General features: G+C 62.4%; 16 protein-coding genes and 2 pseudogenes. 17 read left to right on the plus strand and 1 reads right to left on the minus strand.

Going from position 1 to position 15,463, the window contains the following annotated elements:
- Positions 1-50: 50 nt before the first annotated feature.
- The 4 genes from CXZ10_RS03900 to CXZ10_RS03915 all read left to right on the plus strand — a co-directional run bounded on the left by CXZ10_RS03900 (position 51) and on the right by CXZ10_RS03915 (position 3,500).
- Entirely contained in the window at positions 51-851 is an 801-nt protein-coding gene (locus CXZ10_RS03900; RefSeq protein WP_101287612.1) for a transporter substrate-binding domain-containing protein, read from the plus strand.
- A gap of 66 nt (positions 852-917) precedes the next feature.
- Entirely contained in the window at positions 918-1,631 is a 714-nt protein-coding gene (locus tag CXZ10_RS03905) for an ABC transporter permease (protein WP_101287613.1), read from the plus strand.
- Entirely contained in the window at positions 1,631-2,344 is a 714-nt protein-coding gene (locus CXZ10_RS03910; protein WP_101287614.1) for an ABC transporter permease, read from the plus strand. The genes CXZ10_RS03905 and CXZ10_RS03910 overlap by 1 nt, the downstream gene beginning before the upstream one ends.
- Before the next feature lie 4 nt (positions 2,345-2,348).
- Entirely contained in the window at positions 2,349-3,500 is a 1,152-nt protein-coding gene (locus tag CXZ10_RS03915; RefSeq protein WP_101287615.1) for a M20 aminoacylase family protein, read from the plus strand.
- Between the two features lie 2 nt (positions 3,501-3,502).
- Here CXZ10_RS03915 and CXZ10_RS03920 read toward each other — a convergent pair whose 3' ends face one another.
- A complete protein-coding gene (locus CXZ10_RS03920; protein ID WP_101287616.1) occupies positions 3,503-4,051 on the minus strand; it encodes a cysteine hydrolase family protein in 549 nt (182 codons plus the stop codon).
- 236 nt (positions 4,052-4,287) lie between these two features.
- Between CXZ10_RS03920 and CXZ10_RS03925 the strand changes: the two genes are divergently transcribed.
- From CXZ10_RS03925 to CXZ10_RS03985, 13 genes and pseudogenes are all read left to right on the plus strand, one after another.
- On the plus strand, positions 4,288-4,716 hold the full coding sequence (locus tag CXZ10_RS03925) for an NUDIX hydrolase (protein WP_101287617.1): 429 nt from the start codon (positions 4,288-4,290) through the stop codon (positions 4,714-4,716).
- Between the two features lie 561 nt (positions 4,717-5,277).
- The gene (locus CXZ10_RS03930) at positions 5,278-5,868 is read left to right on the plus strand and encodes a sigma-70 family RNA polymerase sigma factor (protein ID WP_244617080.1); all 591 of its coding nucleotides are present in this window, start codon (positions 5,278-5,280) and stop codon (positions 5,866-5,868) included.
- A 148-nt stretch (positions 5,869-6,016) separates the two neighbouring features.
- Positions 6,017-6,622: pseudogene (locus CXZ10_RS21960) on the plus strand (flagellin); the annotation flags it as partial.
- A 345-nt stretch (positions 6,623-6,967) separates the two neighbouring features.
- Positions 6,968-7,264, plus strand: a pseudogene (locus CXZ10_RS21965) (flagellin); the annotation flags it as partial.
- An 89-nt stretch (positions 7,265-7,353) separates the two neighbouring features.
- Positions 7,354-9,075: a flagellar filament capping protein FliD gene (gene fliD, locus CXZ10_RS03945; protein ID WP_101287619.1), complete on the plus strand. Its 1,722-nt coding sequence runs from the start codon at positions 7,354-7,356 to the stop codon at positions 9,073-9,075.
- 24 nt (positions 9,076-9,099) lie between these two features.
- Positions 9,100-9,669, plus strand: coding sequence for a flagellar export chaperone FliS (locus CXZ10_RS03950; RefSeq protein ID WP_101287620.1), 570 nt, complete (start codon positions 9,100-9,102; stop codon positions 9,667-9,669).
- Between the two features lie 96 nt (positions 9,670-9,765).
- Positions 9,766-10,047, plus strand: coding sequence for a hypothetical protein (locus CXZ10_RS03955; protein WP_244617079.1), 282 nt, complete (start codon positions 9,766-9,768; stop codon positions 10,045-10,047).
- 293 nt (positions 10,048-10,340) lie between these two features.
- Positions 10,341-10,616 carry a flagellar hook capping FlgD N-terminal domain-containing protein gene (locus tag CXZ10_RS03960; RefSeq protein WP_101287621.1) on the plus strand — a complete coding sequence of 92 codons (276 nt, stop codon included), beginning with the start codon at positions 10,341-10,343 and terminating at the stop codon, positions 10,614-10,616.
- A gap of 11 nt (positions 10,617-10,627) precedes the next feature.
- Entirely contained in the window at positions 10,628-11,875 is a 1,248-nt protein-coding gene (flgE, locus tag CXZ10_RS03965; RefSeq protein ID WP_101287622.1) for a flagellar hook protein FlgE, read from the plus strand.
- A 1-nt stretch (position 11,876) separates the two neighbouring features.
- Positions 11,877-12,218, plus strand: a complete 342-nt coding sequence (locus CXZ10_RS03970) for a hypothetical protein (protein ID WP_101287623.1) — start codon at positions 11,877-11,879, stop codon at positions 12,216-12,218.
- Entirely contained in the window at positions 12,193-12,651 is a 459-nt protein-coding gene (locus CXZ10_RS03975) for a flagellar protein FlgN (protein ID WP_101287624.1), read from the plus strand. The genes CXZ10_RS03970 and CXZ10_RS03975 overlap by 26 nt, the downstream gene beginning before the upstream one ends.
- A 27-nt stretch (positions 12,652-12,678) precedes the next feature.
- A complete protein-coding gene (flgK, locus tag CXZ10_RS03980; protein ID WP_101287626.1) occupies positions 12,679-14,412 on the plus strand; it encodes a flagellar hook-associated protein FlgK in 1,734 nt (577 codons plus the stop codon).
- Between the two features lie 19 nt (positions 14,413-14,431).
- Positions 14,432-15,331 (plus strand): flagellin, encoded by a 900-nt coding sequence (locus CXZ10_RS03985; RefSeq protein ID WP_101287629.1) that lies wholly within the window; start codon positions 14,432-14,434, stop codon positions 15,329-15,331.
- Positions 15,332-15,463 lie beyond the last annotated feature (132 nt).

Consider the following 15,463-nt stretch of genomic DNA (forward strand, 5'->3'; position numbering starts at 1 on the left):
GAGAGGGCTGGCCCAAGCATTTGATGTCAAGGAAAAGGGGAACGTCCCAAATGTCCAATATGGTTGTCAAAGCGGCGCTGGCGCTTGCCGTCGCCTCGTCGGTGGCGCTGCCGGCTCTCGCCGAGGATGTGATCAGGATCGGCATGACGCCGGAGCCCTATCTGCCGTTCGGCCAGGTCAACGCCGCTGGTGAGTGGGAAGGCATCGAGGCCGATATCACCCACGCCCTCTGCGAGCGCATGAAGGTGAAGTGCGAGATTTCGGCCATGGCCTTCGACGGCCTGCTGCCGGCGCTGAAGGAGAACAAGCTCGACGTGGCCGTCGGCGCCTTCTCGATCACCGACGAGCGCCGTGAGACGGTGGACTTCAGCGCCTCCTACTATACCGAGGGCACCTCGCTGGTCGGCCCGAAGTCGGAAGAGGTCACGATCGGTACGGTCGACGCGCCGGATGGCAGCAAGATCCTCGATCCCAAGGCTTTCGAGGGCAAGATCCTCGGCGTGCAAGCCTCGACGGTCCAGCACCAGTATGTGACCAAATACTACCCTGAGGTCGAGGTGAAGGCCTACGACACCGCCGACAACTCCATGGCCGACCTCGCCGCCGGCCGCATCGACTTCGTGCTGTCGCCGGACCTCTATCTCCACACCTTCCTGGCGACGCCGCAGGGCGCCGACTTCGACATCAAGGCGGCCGCGCCCGAGAACAAGGTGCTCGGCGAAGGCGTCGGCTATGTCGTCAAGAAGGGTGACGCGGCCACGCTGAAGAAGGTCGACGACGCGCTCGCCTCGATCAAGGCCGACGGTACGCTCGACAAGAGCATTGCTCACTGGGTCGACGGGGCCAAGTAAGCTCCGACTTTTACCGCCGCCGATCCCTGACGGAGCCGGCGGCGGTTTTCCTTTCCGGATGGCGCGATGGACGGCACTCTCTCACTGCTCAGTTGGGGCGACGCGGGCTGGAGCGACGATCTCTTCTGGGGCATCGTCACCACGCTCAAGGTGTCGGTGTCGGCCTACCTGATCGCCTTGGTCTTCGGCGCGGTCTGCGCCGCCGGCAAACAGTCGTCCTGGCGCGCCGCTCGCATTATCGCCGGGGTCTACACCACGGTTGTCCGGGCCCTGCCGGAGCTTCTGGTCATCCTGCTGCTCTATTTCTCGATCGCGTCTGGCATCGAGCGACTGGTCAAGGGCTTCGGCCTTGCAGGTGATAACTTTCAGGTCAGTCCGTTCTGGGCAGCGGTGGTGGCGCTCGCCTTCGTCTCCGGCGCCTTCATGGCCGAGGTGCTGCGCGCCGCCTATCTTGCCGTGCCCTTGGGGCAGATCGAAGCGGGTCTGGCGCTGGGCATGCATCGCGGGCTCATTCTCGTGCGCATCGTTGCGCCGCAGATGATCCGCCACGCCATTCCCGGCATGGGCAACCTCTGGCTGGAGATGACCAAGGAAAGCGCCATCATCTCGGTGCTCGGCGCCTTCAACGATCTCCTCTACGTCGGTTACCGGGCGGCGGCGGGCACGCGGCAGTATATCTTCTTCTACGGCATTACGGCCGTGCTGTTCCTCATGATCACGGCGGTGTCCGTCTGGGCGATTTCCCGCATCGAGCGGCGTTTCTCGAGGGGCTACCGCTGATGGAGTCGCTCGCCCACGTCATCTCGTTCCTGCCGCCGCTTGTCGCCGCCATGCCGCTGACGCTGTTCCTGACGGTGACCGGTGTCGTCTTCGGGCTGCTGATGGGGACGCTTGTCGCTGTGGCGATGGTCTACGGTCGGCGAACGTCTGCCTGGCCGGCCAAGGCCTTTACCTTCGCCTTCCGCGGCACGCCGCTCCTGGTGCAGCTCTACCTCATCTACTACGGCCTCGGGCAGGTGCTGCCGGGCACCTTCATCCGCCATTCCTTCCTGTGGCCCTATCTCCGCGACGGCCTCTGGTATGCCGTGTTCGCGCTGTCGCTCAATCAGGCCGCCTACAATGCCGAGGTGATCCGCGGCGCCATTCTTGCCGTTCCCAAGGGCCAGACCGAAGCGGGCATCGCCGTGGGCATGCGGCCCGTCACCATCCTGAGGCGCATCACGCTGCCGCAGGCGCTCAGGCTCTGCCTGCCGGTGCTCACCTCCGACGTCATCATTCTCCTGAAGTCGACGTCGCTCGCCTCGACCATCACCATCATGGAAATGATGGGCACGGCCCGCATGCTGCAACGCCAGTCGCTCTTGATCTTCGAGCCGCTGATCGCCGCCGGACTTCTCTATTTCGCCGTGGTCGTTGTGCTGACCCGTGTCATGGCCGAGGTCGAACGCCGCCTGACGCTCTATCGCCAGCCGGCACGGCCGCAACAAGGCTAAAGTCATGGACGAATCCGTCTTTCGGACCTTCCTGCCCGAGCTGGTCGACATCCGTCGGCGCCTGCACCAGATGCCGGAGGCCGGTTACCAGGAGAGGCAAACCTCGGCCTTCGTTGCCGATCTGCTGGAAGGCTGGGGCCTTACCGTGACGCGCGGTCTTGCCGAGACCGGCTTCGTGGCGACGCTCGATCGGGGCGGTGACAACAGGGCAATCGGCCTCAGGGCTGACATGGATGGCCTGCCGATCGTCGAGGAAACCGGCGTCGCCTACGCAAGCCGTGCGCCAGGCATGATGCATGCCTGCGGTCATGACGGCCACACGACGATGCTGATCGGCGCCGCCTTCCGCCTGCTTCATGACGACGACTTCCGGGGCAAGGTGCATTTCATCTTCCAGCCGGCCGAGGAGACGGCGGGCGGCGCGGCACGGATGATCGAAGAAGGGTTGTTCGAGCGCTTTCCTTGCGATGCGGTCTTCGCGCTTCATAACTATCCAGGTCTCGCCGCCGGTCGCTTCTCGGCGCGGACTGGCGCCATGATGGCAGCGATCGATGCCGCAACGCTGACAGTGCGGGGAGCCGGCGGCCACGGCGCCCGCCCGGAGGATACGGTCGATCCAGTGGTGGCGGCGGCGAGCATCGTCATGGCATTGCAGACGGCGATATCGCGCAATGTGCCGCCGCAGGAAGCCGGCGTGATCACCGTCGGCGCCTTCCACGCCGGTTCGGCCTGCAACGTCATTCCCGATGAGGCGGTGCTGGAGGTCAGCCTGCGCGCCACAGACCCCGATGTGCGGACCAAGTTATGCCGGCGGTTCGAGGAAATCGCTCGCTCGCAGGCGCAGAGCTTCGGCGCCGAGGTGCGCATCGATTGGCAGGTCGGATACCCCGTCACCATGAACGATGCCGCTTCGGTCGATCTGGCCGCCAAGGTAATCCGCGACATCTTCGATGACGATGCCTTCGAGCCGCTCGACCGGCCGATGATGGGCAGCGAAGACTTCGCCTTCATGCTGGAGAAGGTGAAGGGTGCCTATCTCTTCCTCGGCAATGGAGACAGCGCGGGGCTGCATAGCAGTCGCTACGACTTCAATGACGCCCTTCTGGAACGTGGCCCCATCTTCCTGCACGCCCTGGCGCGGCGGTTCTTTGCCTGACATCACCTGACGAGCGAGATCAGCTCGTCCGTGCTGCCGGTTTCGGCGATCCATGGGAAAGTCAGCTCGACGCTGCGCCTGTGCGCCTCCGGGTTGGCGTCGGCCATCGCATCGACGGGCAGGGCGACATTGTAACCGAGCTCGTGGGCGAAGCGGGCCGTCGACTCGACGCCGCGGCTGGTGGCGATGCCGCAGACGACGACGCCGGTGACGCCGAGATCACGAAGGCGGGCGTCGAGGCCGGTATCAGTAAAGGCGCCCCAGGTCTTCTTGCTGATGCGGATGTCGTCTGGTGAAGAGCCGAGTTCAGGAAGAAGCTCGGCCCAGTCGGCAGGCCTGTCACCGCTCGGTTTCTTGTCGGTGCGACCCGGTGCCCCGCCGACAACGTTGACCAAGACCACCGGCCGCTTCGCTGCCCTGAAAGCGCCGATCAGCTTAACGGCATTGGCGATTGCAGGGCGTGCCAGCTCCCGCGGGGGCAGTGCGGCAATACCTTTTTGCAAATCGATAACGATAAGGGCAGTGTGAGCGTCGATCGTGGTAAATGACATGGCTGCAAATCCCACAGAAGTTGAATAACGCTGACACGGACAGTGTACCGCGAATTGCGGCGGGGCCATGACGCACTTTGAGGTAGGACGAGTCCCGCCGCTGTTAAGACGAAGTGCGGAGACAGAGCTGGCAAGGCGCCACCGTTTCTCTACGGACTGGAAACTTTTCTCCGTTAATCTAGTTAAGTCGAAACGAGTCGGGCTTTCAGCTCTATAGACAATCGCCGCTGGGTCAGATGGGTAAGGTTGCCGCCAAGGAGAAGGTTCAACATCAGGTCGCCGCGCTTCCGTTTCGACGGACAGCGGATGGCGATGTTTCGGTGCTGCTTGTTTCCTCGCGCGAGACGCATCGCCCCCTGATCCCCAAGGGATGGCGCATGAAGGGCAAGAGCGATCGCAAGGCGGCAGCGATCGAGGCGATGGAGGAGGCCGGTGTCATCGGTACCCCGTCCAAGGCGCCGATCGGCCGTTATCGCTACTGGAAACGCCTTGAGGACTGCTTCACGCTGGTCGATGTGGACGTCTATAGCCTTGAAGTGAGCGAAAACCTCGCCGACTGGCCGGAGCGCAGCGAACGTCAGCGTCAGTGGATGAGCCGCGAAGACGCCGCCGTCCTGGTTGACGAGCCTGGACTCGCCCATATCCTGCAGTCTTTCCGCGCCTGAGCATTTTCTCCGATCGTGATCGGCAAGATTTGTCATGCTCCTCTTGGGTGCTGCAGTCGCCTGCGCGCAGTGGTCTCGCCGGCCGCGCTCCGTCCCGTGTGAATTAGCGGATTTGCAGGCAGAATTTGCCGGCGTGTGTTGCCGATCGCAACGATCTGTAACTCATTGTAAAAACTTATAAAACTCAGAAAAATAGCATAGAGCTTGCAACGTTCTACCCTGAAGACGGCGCTGGAGATGGCCTCAGTTGCATTTTGCGAACAACGTTTGTGAGGAATGGCGGAAATCTCGGATTTGAGGGTCTTGTGGATAGGCAATGGCTGCCCGGCAGTTTTTTCCTTGCGGAATAACTTGCCTAAGACCAGAGAAATAATTGCCTATACTTACAAAACTCTCTGAATTCTCGTTTTTGTGCGCCTGAATTTCTCTGTTGCTTCGTACAAGGTTCAAGTGGGGCAATCCAATTCGATGTCGTGTCTGGGGTAGGGGTGTGCGATGATGGCTGCTGCTGCAAGTTCGTTTGGCGCTACGGTTCCGCTGCCGTTTCCGTCTCGTGGCGCGGTGAAAAGCGATTCCGCGACGCCAGCTCGAAGCGAGGACGATCTGCTGCTGGAGCGTATCGCAAACGACGATCGGGACGCCTTCGCTCGATTGGTCGAACGGCACGCCGATCGGGGCTTCGCACTGGCCTTGCGCATCCTGAAGAACTCAGATGATGCCGAGGACGTGGTGCAGGACAGCTTCCTGAAGCTGTGGACGCACCGCAAGCGCATGGAGATCGGTCGCGCCAAGTTCTCGACCTGGCTCTACAGGGTCATCACCAACCGCTGCATCGATCTCAGGCGCAAGCCGGCGATGGACGACATCGAGACGGCGCCCGAGGTGGCCGATGGGGCTGACGACGCATTGACCCTTCTGCACCGCGCCTCGATGACCAGCCTTCTTGAAGTGGCGCTGTCGCGCCTGCCCGATCAGCAGCGGGTCGCCGTCATCCTCAGCTATCACGAGGCCATGTCGAACGCCGAGATCGCCGAAGTGATGGAGACAACGGTGATGGCTGTCGAGTCCCTGCTGAAGCGCGGCCGCCAGCAGCTTCGCAAGCATCTGGCACGGGCAGAAGACGATATCCGTCAGTCGTTTACCCGCGGTTAACCATAAACTCAACGTCCGTCCGCCCACCAGCGCCGGATCGCCTCCCGCTCATCCGTTGAAGACACGAAGCGAGGGGCGATGACGCCTCGCGCCGACGTTCTCCCGGCAGAGGAAGGGATGACGTCATCCATTGATGAGGACTACCGCAATGCCCGTCATTTCCACCAACACCGCCGCCAACTCCGCCGTCCGTTACCTGAACATCAATGCCTCCGAGCAGTCGTCGTCGCTGTCCAAGCTGGCTTCGGGCTCCCGCATCACGCAGGCATCCGACGACGCCGCTGGTCTCGCCATCTCGACGCGCATCTCGTCCGACGTGGCCACGCTGAATCAGGCGGCGACCAACGCCTCGCACGCCGTGTCGGTGCTGCAGACCGCGGACGGCGGCGCCTCGAACATTTCCGACATCCTGGAGCGCATGAAGACGCTGGCCACCCAGTCGGCGTCCGGCACGGTTACCGATGACGAGCGCGAGTACATCGACGCCGAGTTCCAGGAACTGATCGAACAGATCGATACGATCGCGACCGGTACCCGTTTCAATGGCGAGAGCTTGCTCGACGGGACGTCTGATTTCGAAACGACCACCGGCGGCACCAGCATCATGGTCGGCTCATCGGCTGACGATACCATCCAGGTGACGATCGACTCTCTGACCTCATCGACGCTCGGTCTGTCCACCTCGGCCGCCAACGACATCACCGCTGACCTCAGCGACGCCGCCATCGGTATCGGTCAGGGCGCCAGCGCCACCTCGGTCGTGCTCAGCGTCTCCGTCGATGGTGGCGCCGCCGTTGACGTCACGCTCGACAGCGCCGCCGACACCGACAGCGACGGCGTCCTGACGGGTGACGAGATCGGCGCCGCCTTCGAGGCCGCCTCTGTGACCGGTGCGTCCTTCTCCTACGCCAACGGCCAGCTTACGGTTTCCAACACCTCGACCAACACCGGCAGCGCCAGCTCGCTCAGCATCTCGGTCAACACGACAAGCACCGACTACGCGGCGGCGACCGGGTCGTCGATCCTCAAGGAACTCGGCTTTACCTCCGACACATCGGCAACCTCGGTGTCCACGGTTGGATCCGGCACCTCGGATATCGATGTGACGACCCAGGCCAACGCCACCAGTGCCCTCGATGCCATCGACGCGGCGATCGACCAGGTGTCTGCGGCTCGCGCCAGTATCGGCGCCCAGGAGAGCCGCTTTGAGTTCTCCTCGGAATCGATAGCGACCTCCATTGAGAACCTCGAGTCAGCCAACTCGGCCATCACCGACGTCGACGTTGCCTCCGAGGAAGCCAAGCTCGCGTCGGCGGAAGTGAAGGTGCAGGCGGCCGTTGCTGCCGCCTCCTCGGCCAACGACATGACGCAGAACCTCCTGAAGCTGCTTCAGTAAGCTTCCGCGGCACAAAGGGCGGGCGGCGCGGCTGACGCGCCGTCTGCATCGACACCATCGCTTCGGTGCGGAGCGACGAAGGAGGGGCCATGTCCTCGGTCACCAGCGCCACGACCAGCTCGACCAGCTCGACGACTGCGACCAGCACAACCACGTCGAGCGACGGCACGACCACGACCGATTACGCTTCCACCGACACGTCCTCGATCGATTGGGATGGCCTCATCGAGGAGCTCTACCAAGCCAAGCTGGCAACGGCCGACACCTACGAAACGAAGATCACCGACAACGAGACCAAGATTGCCGCCTATGAGGATGCGGCCGATCTTCTCGCGACGCTGCAGGACGCGGCGTCGGCTCTGCGCTCAGCCACGGATTCTTCCGGCAGCGACGACGACGTTTTTCAGGAGCGGACCGCCTATCTCACGGCTGTCGGGGGTGTCGACACCGATTCCACATTGTCGGTCTCCGCCGAGGCGGGCGCGGAGACCGGAAGCTACTCGATCACTGTCCAGCAACTCGCGACGGCCCACAAGGTCGCAAGCGGCAGCTACTCCTCCTCGAGTAGCGATCTGTCGCTGTCCGGTAGTTTCACACTCGGCGTCGAGGGGGGAACCTCCGTTACGGTGGAGATCACGGAGGAGATGTCGCTGTCGGAGATCGCAGACGCCATCAACGACGAGAGCAACACCAGCGGCGTCAAGGCTACAGTGCTCAAGGTTTCCGATTCGTCCTATCAACTCATTCTCACGAGTTCCGAGACCGGGAAGACGATCACGGTCGGAGATACCGATGGCGTTCTCGCGAGCCTCGGTATCATCGACGAGGACGGGGCGTTCGCCGACGAACTGCAAGCCACGCAGGATGCCATCTTCACCGTCGATGGCGTGTCGATCACCCGCTCGACCAACGACATCGACGACGTCATCGACGGGGTGACTTTCTATCTCTACTCCGCCACCGGCGACGGGGAGTCGATTACCGTCGAAATCGGGCAGAACCTCTCGGACATCAAAACGGCGGTCACCACCTTCGTCGATGCCTACAACGCCTATCGCGAGTGGGCGATCTCGCAGCAACAAGTATCGACGAGCGGCGGCGCGTCGTCCGATTCCGTGCTGTTCGGCGATGCGACCATTCGCAGCATCAACCAGCAGATCGGCTCGGCCCTGACCTTCTCGCTCGACGAAGCGTCGCTGTCGGCCATCGGTCTCAGCTTCGACGAGAACAACTACCTCGAATATGACGAGGACACGCTCGATGACGTGCTGCTCGAAGATCCCGATCTCGTGCAGCAGCTGTTCGCTTATACATTCGAGAGTTCGTCGAGCGATGTGGGCGTGCTCTATCGCGGCACCAGCGCGCCGTCGACGTTCCAACTGGAGATTGCCGTCGACGACAGCGGTGCCCTGTCCTCGGTCACCGTCAATGGCAAATCCGGTCTGTTCACGGTATCGGGTAACCGTATCAAGGGTGTCGAAGGGACTGCCTATGAGGGTTTCACGCTGGTTTTCACGGGCAACGCCTCGCAGACCGTGACCATCAACCAGGCGTCCGGCATCGCCGAGCAGATCTACAACCTGGTGGAAAATGCCATCAACTCCGACGACGGCACGCTGACCACCATCGTCACCAACCTTACCGAGAAAAATGACGAGTACCAGGACCAGATCGACGACATCACGTCTCGAGCTGAGACCTACAGGGACAACCTGACGGCCCGTTACGCCCGTCTGCAGGCATCGATCAGCACCGCGCAGTCCGTACTCGCTTATCTCGAGGCCTTGCTCACCGCCAAGAGCAGCGATTGACATGGATATGAGGAGCTTCAGGACATGAATTCCCGCATGGGCCAGGTGACGGCCGCCTACCGGCAGGCGGCCGCTTCCGTTCATCCGACCGTCGCCGTCGTCAAGCTCTATGACGCCACGTTGCTGGCCATCTCGCAGGCCATTCGGGCGCGCGAAGCGTCAGAGTTCGAGGAATGCTTCGTCAAGGTGATGAGGGCTGCGACCATCCTGCGCGGGCTCGACCATGCGCTTGACTATGCGAAGGGTGGGGCGGTCGCCGAGCGCCTGCACCGCGTCTACAAGGGGTACATTCTTGCCCTGCACCTATCCTATGGCAAGCCGGATGTGGTGCGTCGCTACCGCAAGCTTCATGACAGTCTCGTCGAGCTGCGCGATGCTTGGGCCGGTATCGCCGGCATGGACCCGTTTGTTCACAAGGACGCTTCGGATATGCCCGCGCCGCTGAACATTGGCACCGCGAGACCGCGCGAAGCGATGGATCCAGGCATCGATCCGTCGATGTTCTTCGGTCTCACCCGCGATCATCCCCAGATACCGCGCGACCAAAAAACCATGCAACCCGTGCGAAAAGCGGCCATGCCGATCCGGCGCTGAGACGTAACGGCGTGTATCGACCGTTTCTCTATTGATCCCTTTCCGGCGTCGGCGGATACTCCGAGGCAATCTGTTACGAATGAACGGGTTGCACCGATGGACGAAGCACGGTTTCAGGATCTCGTCGATCGTCATGGCGAGGACTTGGGGCTTTGGCCGGCGGCCGTTCGTGCCGACGCCGAGGCCTTGCTGCGGCAATCCGACCGGGCGCGTTCCATTCTCGAAACTGCCGTGAGGCTTCGCAAGGCGCTGACCGCCGGCCCCTCCGTTCGCGCGCCAGCCGGACTTGCAGCCCGCATCGCAGCCCTTGCCGACGATGAAACCGACAAGCCGGTCTCACCGGATACGGTCACGCCTCCCTTGCGCACCGGTTCCTGACCCTTCTTGCAAAACGCATCAGGTGCTGGGTTGGAAGGCGTCGGTACGTCCGGCCGGACCACCCGCCGACGCGACCCGTGGCGCAGATTTCCGCCCGGCTGCTCTCATGTCACTCGACATCTGATTTGAAGTATTAATGCGCGTTAACATATTTCGTTGCTAACTCTCATTAAGTTTTCGCGCCTGGTTTCTCGACCTGGCCCGTCTAAAGACTGAAGCCAATCAACAACGGCACCGATCAGTCTCTTGGTCCGGTCTTCTTCAGTGAAGACCGGGGACGGGTGAGGTTTATCATGTCCTCTATTTCTTCGGCGACCACCACTACGACGTCTACGGCATCGACGACGACTTCATCTTCGTCCACGTCCATAGACACTTCGCAATTTCTGCAGCTTCTGGTCCAGGAGGTCCAGAACCAGAACCCGCTGAACCCGACGGACACCTCTGAGTTCCTCAACCAGATGATGTCCTACGCGAGCTACTCCCAGCTCAGCGAGATGAACTCGACGCTCCTCTCCCTGCAGGAGGCGGTCGAAAGCCTCTCCTCCAGTCTCACCACGTCGGCCTGAGGAGATCCATCATGTCTCTCACAGGCGCAATGAACTCCGCCGTTTCGGCGATGCAGGCTCAGTCGTCGGCGTTGTCGATCATCTCCAACAATCTCGCCAACGTCTCGACCACCGGATACAAGGCAAGTTCGGCGAGCTTCTCCTCGTTGCTCACATCCGGCGACGCCAATAGCTCCAGTGGCGGCGTCACGGTAGCGAAGTCGCAGAACATCCTGGCCAGCGGCACGCTCGTCTCATCGTCGATCAGCACCAACATCGCCATCGATGGCGATGGCTTCTTCGCCGTCACCACCGGCGACGGCAGCGATATCTACTATACCCGCAACGGCGGCTTCACCGTCGATGACGATACCGGCTACCTTACGAGCAACGGCTATACGCTGCTCGGTTGGCCGACCGACGCCGATGGCAATGTGGTCGGCGGCACGACGGAGACCAACCTCGAACAGATCGACACCGATGTCCTGACCGGCTATGCGGCGGCGACGACGAGCATGTCGATGAAGGGCAGTCTGCCGGCCGACGCTGAAGTCGGGGAAGTCTATACCAGTCAGATCGAGCTGTTCGACAGCCTGGGCACGGCCTACACGATGGACGTGAGCTGGGAGAAGACGGCGGAAAACACCTGGGAAATGTCCTTCGCCGACCCGACGTCGACGGGTGGGGCGACGGGCACCGCGCAGACCACGACCATCGAGATCGAGTTCAACGAAGACGGCACGCTGAAGTCGCCCGACACGGCCACCCTCTCGATCACCGGTCTCAGCGATGGCGCCTCCGACATGGCGGTCACCCTCGATTTCGGCACGATCAACGGCTCGGACGGCCTGTCTCAGTATACGCCCGACGACAGCAGTGACGCGGCCGTCGACATCGCCGGTACCGGAAACGGTTGCGCCTACGGCACGCTCTCCGGCGTCAGCATCGACGAGGACGGTACCGTCTTCGCCAACTACAGCAATGGCGAGTCGATCTCGATCTACAAAATTCCCCTCGCCACCTTCTCCAACGCCAATGGTCTCACGGAGATGAGCAACTCGGTCTATTCGGCCTCCAACACCTCGTCGGGCGCCACTTATCACTTCGCCAACACCGACGGTGTCGGTTCGATCAATGACTATGAGCTCGAGGAGTCCACCACGGATACCAACACCGAGTTCTCGTCGATGATCGCGGCGCAGCAGGCCTATTCGGCGGCCTCGCAAGTGATCTCGACGGCCAAGGACATGTTCGAATCCCTCCTGTCGGCGGTGCGTTGAGATGACGGCTCAATCGGAACGGGACGAGACGCAGGCAGCCATCGATCTGCTGGTTGGGCGCCTCGAGAAGATCCGGCGAGACATTCGCCGGGAAGGCGAGGGCACCGATATCCGCAGCATCGGTCTGTTCAAGGGCGACGTCTCGGAGATCCTCGCCGAGTTGGAGCGCCATCTCGACGAGACGGCCAAGGCGCTTGCCAACGCCAACACCGGCTACGCCGTGAGCCGCGCCTATCTGGCGGTCGGCAGGTTGAAGGCCGCACCGGCCGGGGAGGCCGCGGTCGTTGTTCCTCTCGATCAGTTCAGGAGATCAAATCATGCTGGGCGCCAGGGTAACCGCTGAATCCAAATCGCTCGACACGGGGCGCTTTGCCGAACTGGACCGATTGATCGACGAACTGATCGCGGTGATCGACGACGAGAACGCGTTGCTTGCCAGCGGCATGCCGGCCTCTCTTGCCGCAACTACCGGCGTCAAGAGCAACCTTGCCGGTAGCATCGAAGAACATCTTCGGGCCCTAGGCGCTTCCGGCCCGATCTCACCCGAAGAGCGTGCCCACCTCGATGAACGGGTCGGCCTCGTCCAGAGCAAGGCGAAGGACAACCTCTCCAGGCTCGCGGGAGCCATCGGCGCGTCGCGACGTCGGATCGCCGCCGTGGTTGCCGCGGTTCGGGAAACCGGAACGGCGACGGCGCCCGTCTACGGGCGTACCGGCAATCGCATCGCCGATGCTCCGCCCGGTCGGGCGTCGCTGCTGCCCGATCGACTGGCCTGAGAGCCGCACAACCGGAGGAAGACGCCCATGTCGCTATCCGTCGCAAGCACCATTGCACTGTCCGCATTGCGGGCATCACAGGTCGGCATCAGCGTCACCTCTTCCAACATCGCCAACGCCGACGTCGATGGCTACACCGTCAAGACCGCCAACCAAGTTTCGACCGTGGCGGCCACGACCGGCTCCGGCACGGCGGTCACGTCGATTACCGGTGGCGTCGACAAATACGTGTTCGCATCCCTGATCTCCGCCAATGCCGATCTCGGGGCCGCATCGGTGACGGCAAGCTATACCGATCAGTTGCAGGCGTTGATGGGGTCGACCACCGGCAGCGACGACGGCGGGACGTCGGTGGCGACGCTGGTAACCGACCTCCAGACCGCGATCAGTTCGCTCGCTTCATCGCCCGAGGATGACACCGTTCAGAGCGAAGTCATCGCGGCCGCCGATAGCCTGGCGAGTTCGCTACGCGAGACCTCGGCTTCGATTCAGAGCTTGAGGTCCGACGCCGACCAGCAGATCGCCGACGATGTCGACGTCATCAACGACGCACTCCAGACCATCGACGACCTCAACGAGGCGATCCTGGCGGCAGAGGCAAAGGGGGCTTCAACCGCCGACCTCGAGGACCAGCGCAACACCGCCATCGAGACGATCTCCAGCCTGATCGGCATCAAGACGACGACGGCGTCCAACGGGTCAATCTACATTTCCACCACCGGCGGCACGGCGCTGCTCACCAGTACGGTACACGAACTGAGCTTCAGCGCGTCGGCGACCGTAAACGCGAGCTCGGTGTTGAGCGGCATCTCCGTCGACGGCGAGGACATCACCGAGGAGCTCACCAGCGGCGAAATCGGCGGCCTGCTGACGCTCCGCGATACCACGCTTGTTGAGGCGCAGGACGAACTCGACGCACTCGCTACCGCGCTGATCGAAACGCTCAACGCCGTTACTGCCGACGGTTCGGCCGTACCCGCTCCGGAAAGCCTCACCGGAGCAACCCAAGTATCATCGACCGATACCCTGTCGGCCTCGGGCAGCGTTCGTATCGCCCAGGTTGACGAGGATGGGGCGCTCGTCGCCTACACCGACCTCGACCTCTCAAGCTACGCTACGATCGGCGATCTGGTCTCGGCGCTCGACGCCATCGACGGCATCGACGCTTCGCTCGACAGCGACGGCAAGTTGACCATCACCTCGACGACGGATGCCGGTGTCGCCATCGGTGCGCTCGATGGCGACATGACCGGCGACGGCACCAGCTTTTCGAGCTATTTCGGTCTCAATGCGCTGCTCACCGGCAGCAGTGCTGCCAGTGTCTCGTTATCGTCGGCCATTGCCAATGACGCGAGCGCGCTCGCCATCGGAACGCTATCGAACTCCACGACGGTCGGGGCGACTGTGCTTACCTCCGGTTCCTCGACGGTGGCCGACGGGTTGCTCGCAGCGATGACCGAGACGCAATCCTTCGAGGCCGTCGGCGGCATTGGGTCCACCACGGTCACACTCGGCGACTACGCGGCGCGCATCGTCTCCGACTTCGCCAGCCGCGCTTCGAACGCCGAGGAAGACGAAACCAGCGCCGAAACCCTGGCGACTTCGCTGTCGGATACAATCGCTTCGCGGTCAGGGGTCAACATCGACGAGGAAACCTCAAAGCTGTCCGATTACCAGGCGCTCTACTCGGCCGCGGCCCAGATCATCCAAGCAGCCAACGAGATGTTTGAGGCACTGCTGTCAGCGGCCAAGTCGGCCTGATCATCTGGGAGAGATGCAGATGGGAATGCGCGTTGCCACCTTCGCCTCGTCCGACCGCCTCTTGCAGGCCGCGCTGAAGGTGCAGGCCAAGCAGGCGGAGGCGACGCTGCAACAGGCGTCCGGACAGATTTCCGAAGACTATGGCGGTCTCGGCAGCAAGGCCGGTTCAGTCGTGTCGCTCCAGTCGTCGATCTCCATGTCGAAGTCCTATGCCGAGGCGGCAAGCACCGCCGGCGATCGCGTCGAGGCGATGTATGACGCGGTCGACAGCATCATCGAGCAGATCACCAGCATGAAGGCGACGCTGTCGTCCTTTGCCTCGACGACCAGCGGCACCGACGAGCTGAAGGTCACAGCCGAGGAGATGCTGGAAAGCCTTGCATCCTTGATGAACACCCAGCTCGGTGGCCGTTATCTGTTTTCAGGCAGCGCCGTCGATACCGCGCCCGTCGATCTGGACAGTCTTGCTACCGCAACCTCGCCGTCCTCGTCCGACACGAGCTACTACCGAGGCGATGACGCGATCACCTCGGTGAAAGTATCGTCCGAGCAGACGGTGTCCTATGGCGTCACAGCCGATGACGAGAATTTCGAGAAGGCGCTCCGTGCCTTGTCGCTGGTCGCGTCCGGCGCCACCGACGAGGATACGTTGTCGGAGGCCAGCGACCTGCTCGACGAGGCGATCAGCGGATTAGCCACCGTTCAGACCCGCTTGTCGCTCAATGCCTCGGCGCTGGAGACGGCAATCAGCGACCAGGAAAACTACCAGGAGTTCGCCGGCAATCTCGCCACAAGCCTCAGCGGCGTCGATGTGGCGGTGGTGGCAGCGGAAATGTCGGCCTACGAGACGCAACTGCAAGCGGCCTACGCTGCCATCGGCAACATCGCCAGCCTCTCGCTATCGAGCTACCTGTCGTAGAGCCCGTCCGGCGAACTCTGGTTCGCCAGACCGACTCCAGTCTTTTGCTTTCACGCAACTCTGGACGCAAAACCGGTTCCCACTTTTGCTGGAGTTGCTCCAGGCGGCCGGCGTCTTGCTCGAGGAAAGGAT

The sequence above is a fragment of the Pleomorphomonas diazotrophica genome, from assembly GCF_002844595.1.
Lineage (GTDB): Bacteria > Pseudomonadota > Alphaproteobacteria > Rhizobiales > Pleomorphomonadaceae > Pleomorphomonas > Pleomorphomonas diazotrophica.

Coding starts and splice junctions, on each gene's coding strand:
- CXZ10_RS03920 (WP_101287616.1), bottom strand. CDS start 4,051: ATGTCATTTACCACGATCGACGCTCACACTGCCCTTATCGTTATCGAT.
- CXZ10_RS03955 (WP_244617079.1), top strand. CDS start 9,766: ATGGACGAAGCACGGTTTCAGGATCTCGTCGATCGTCATGGCGAGGAC.
- CXZ10_RS03975 (WP_101287624.1), top strand. CDS start 12,193: ATGCTGGGCGCCAGGGTAACCGCTGAATCCAAATCGCTCGACACGGGG.
- CXZ10_RS03960 (WP_101287621.1), top strand. CDS start 10,341: ATGTCCTCTATTTCTTCGGCGACCACCACTACGACGTCTACGGCATCG.
- fliD (WP_101287619.1), top strand. CDS start 7,354: ATGTCCTCGGTCACCAGCGCCACGACCAGCTCGACCAGCTCGACGACT.
- flgE (WP_101287622.1), top strand. CDS start 10,628: ATGTCTCTCACAGGCGCAATGAACTCCGCCGTTTCGGCGATGCAGGCT.
- CXZ10_RS03905 (WP_101287613.1), top strand. CDS start 918: ATGGACGGCACTCTCTCACTGCTCAGTTGGGGCGACGCGGGCTGGAGC.
- CXZ10_RS03985 (WP_101287629.1), top strand. CDS start 14,432: ATGGGAATGCGCGTTGCCACCTTCGCCTCGTCCGACCGCCTCTTGCAG.
- CXZ10_RS03970 (WP_101287623.1), top strand. CDS start 11,877: ATGACGGCTCAATCGGAACGGGACGAGACGCAGGCAGCCATCGATCTG.
- flgK (WP_101287626.1), top strand. CDS start 12,679: ATGTCGCTATCCGTCGCAAGCACCATTGCACTGTCCGCATTGCGGGCA.
- CXZ10_RS03925 (WP_101287617.1), top strand. CDS start 4,288: ATGGGTAAGGTTGCCGCCAAGGAGAAGGTTCAACATCAGGTCGCCGCG.
- CXZ10_RS03910 (WP_101287614.1), top strand. CDS start 1,631: ATGGAGTCGCTCGCCCACGTCATCTCGTTCCTGCCGCCGCTTGTCGCC.
- CXZ10_RS03900 (WP_101287612.1), top strand. CDS start 51: ATGTCCAATATGGTTGTCAAAGCGGCGCTGGCGCTTGCCGTCGCCTCG.
- CXZ10_RS03915 (WP_101287615.1), top strand. CDS start 2,349: ATGGACGAATCCGTCTTTCGGACCTTCCTGCCCGAGCTGGTCGACATC.
- CXZ10_RS03950 (WP_101287620.1), top strand. CDS start 9,100: ATGAATTCCCGCATGGGCCAGGTGACGGCCGCCTACCGGCAGGCGGCC.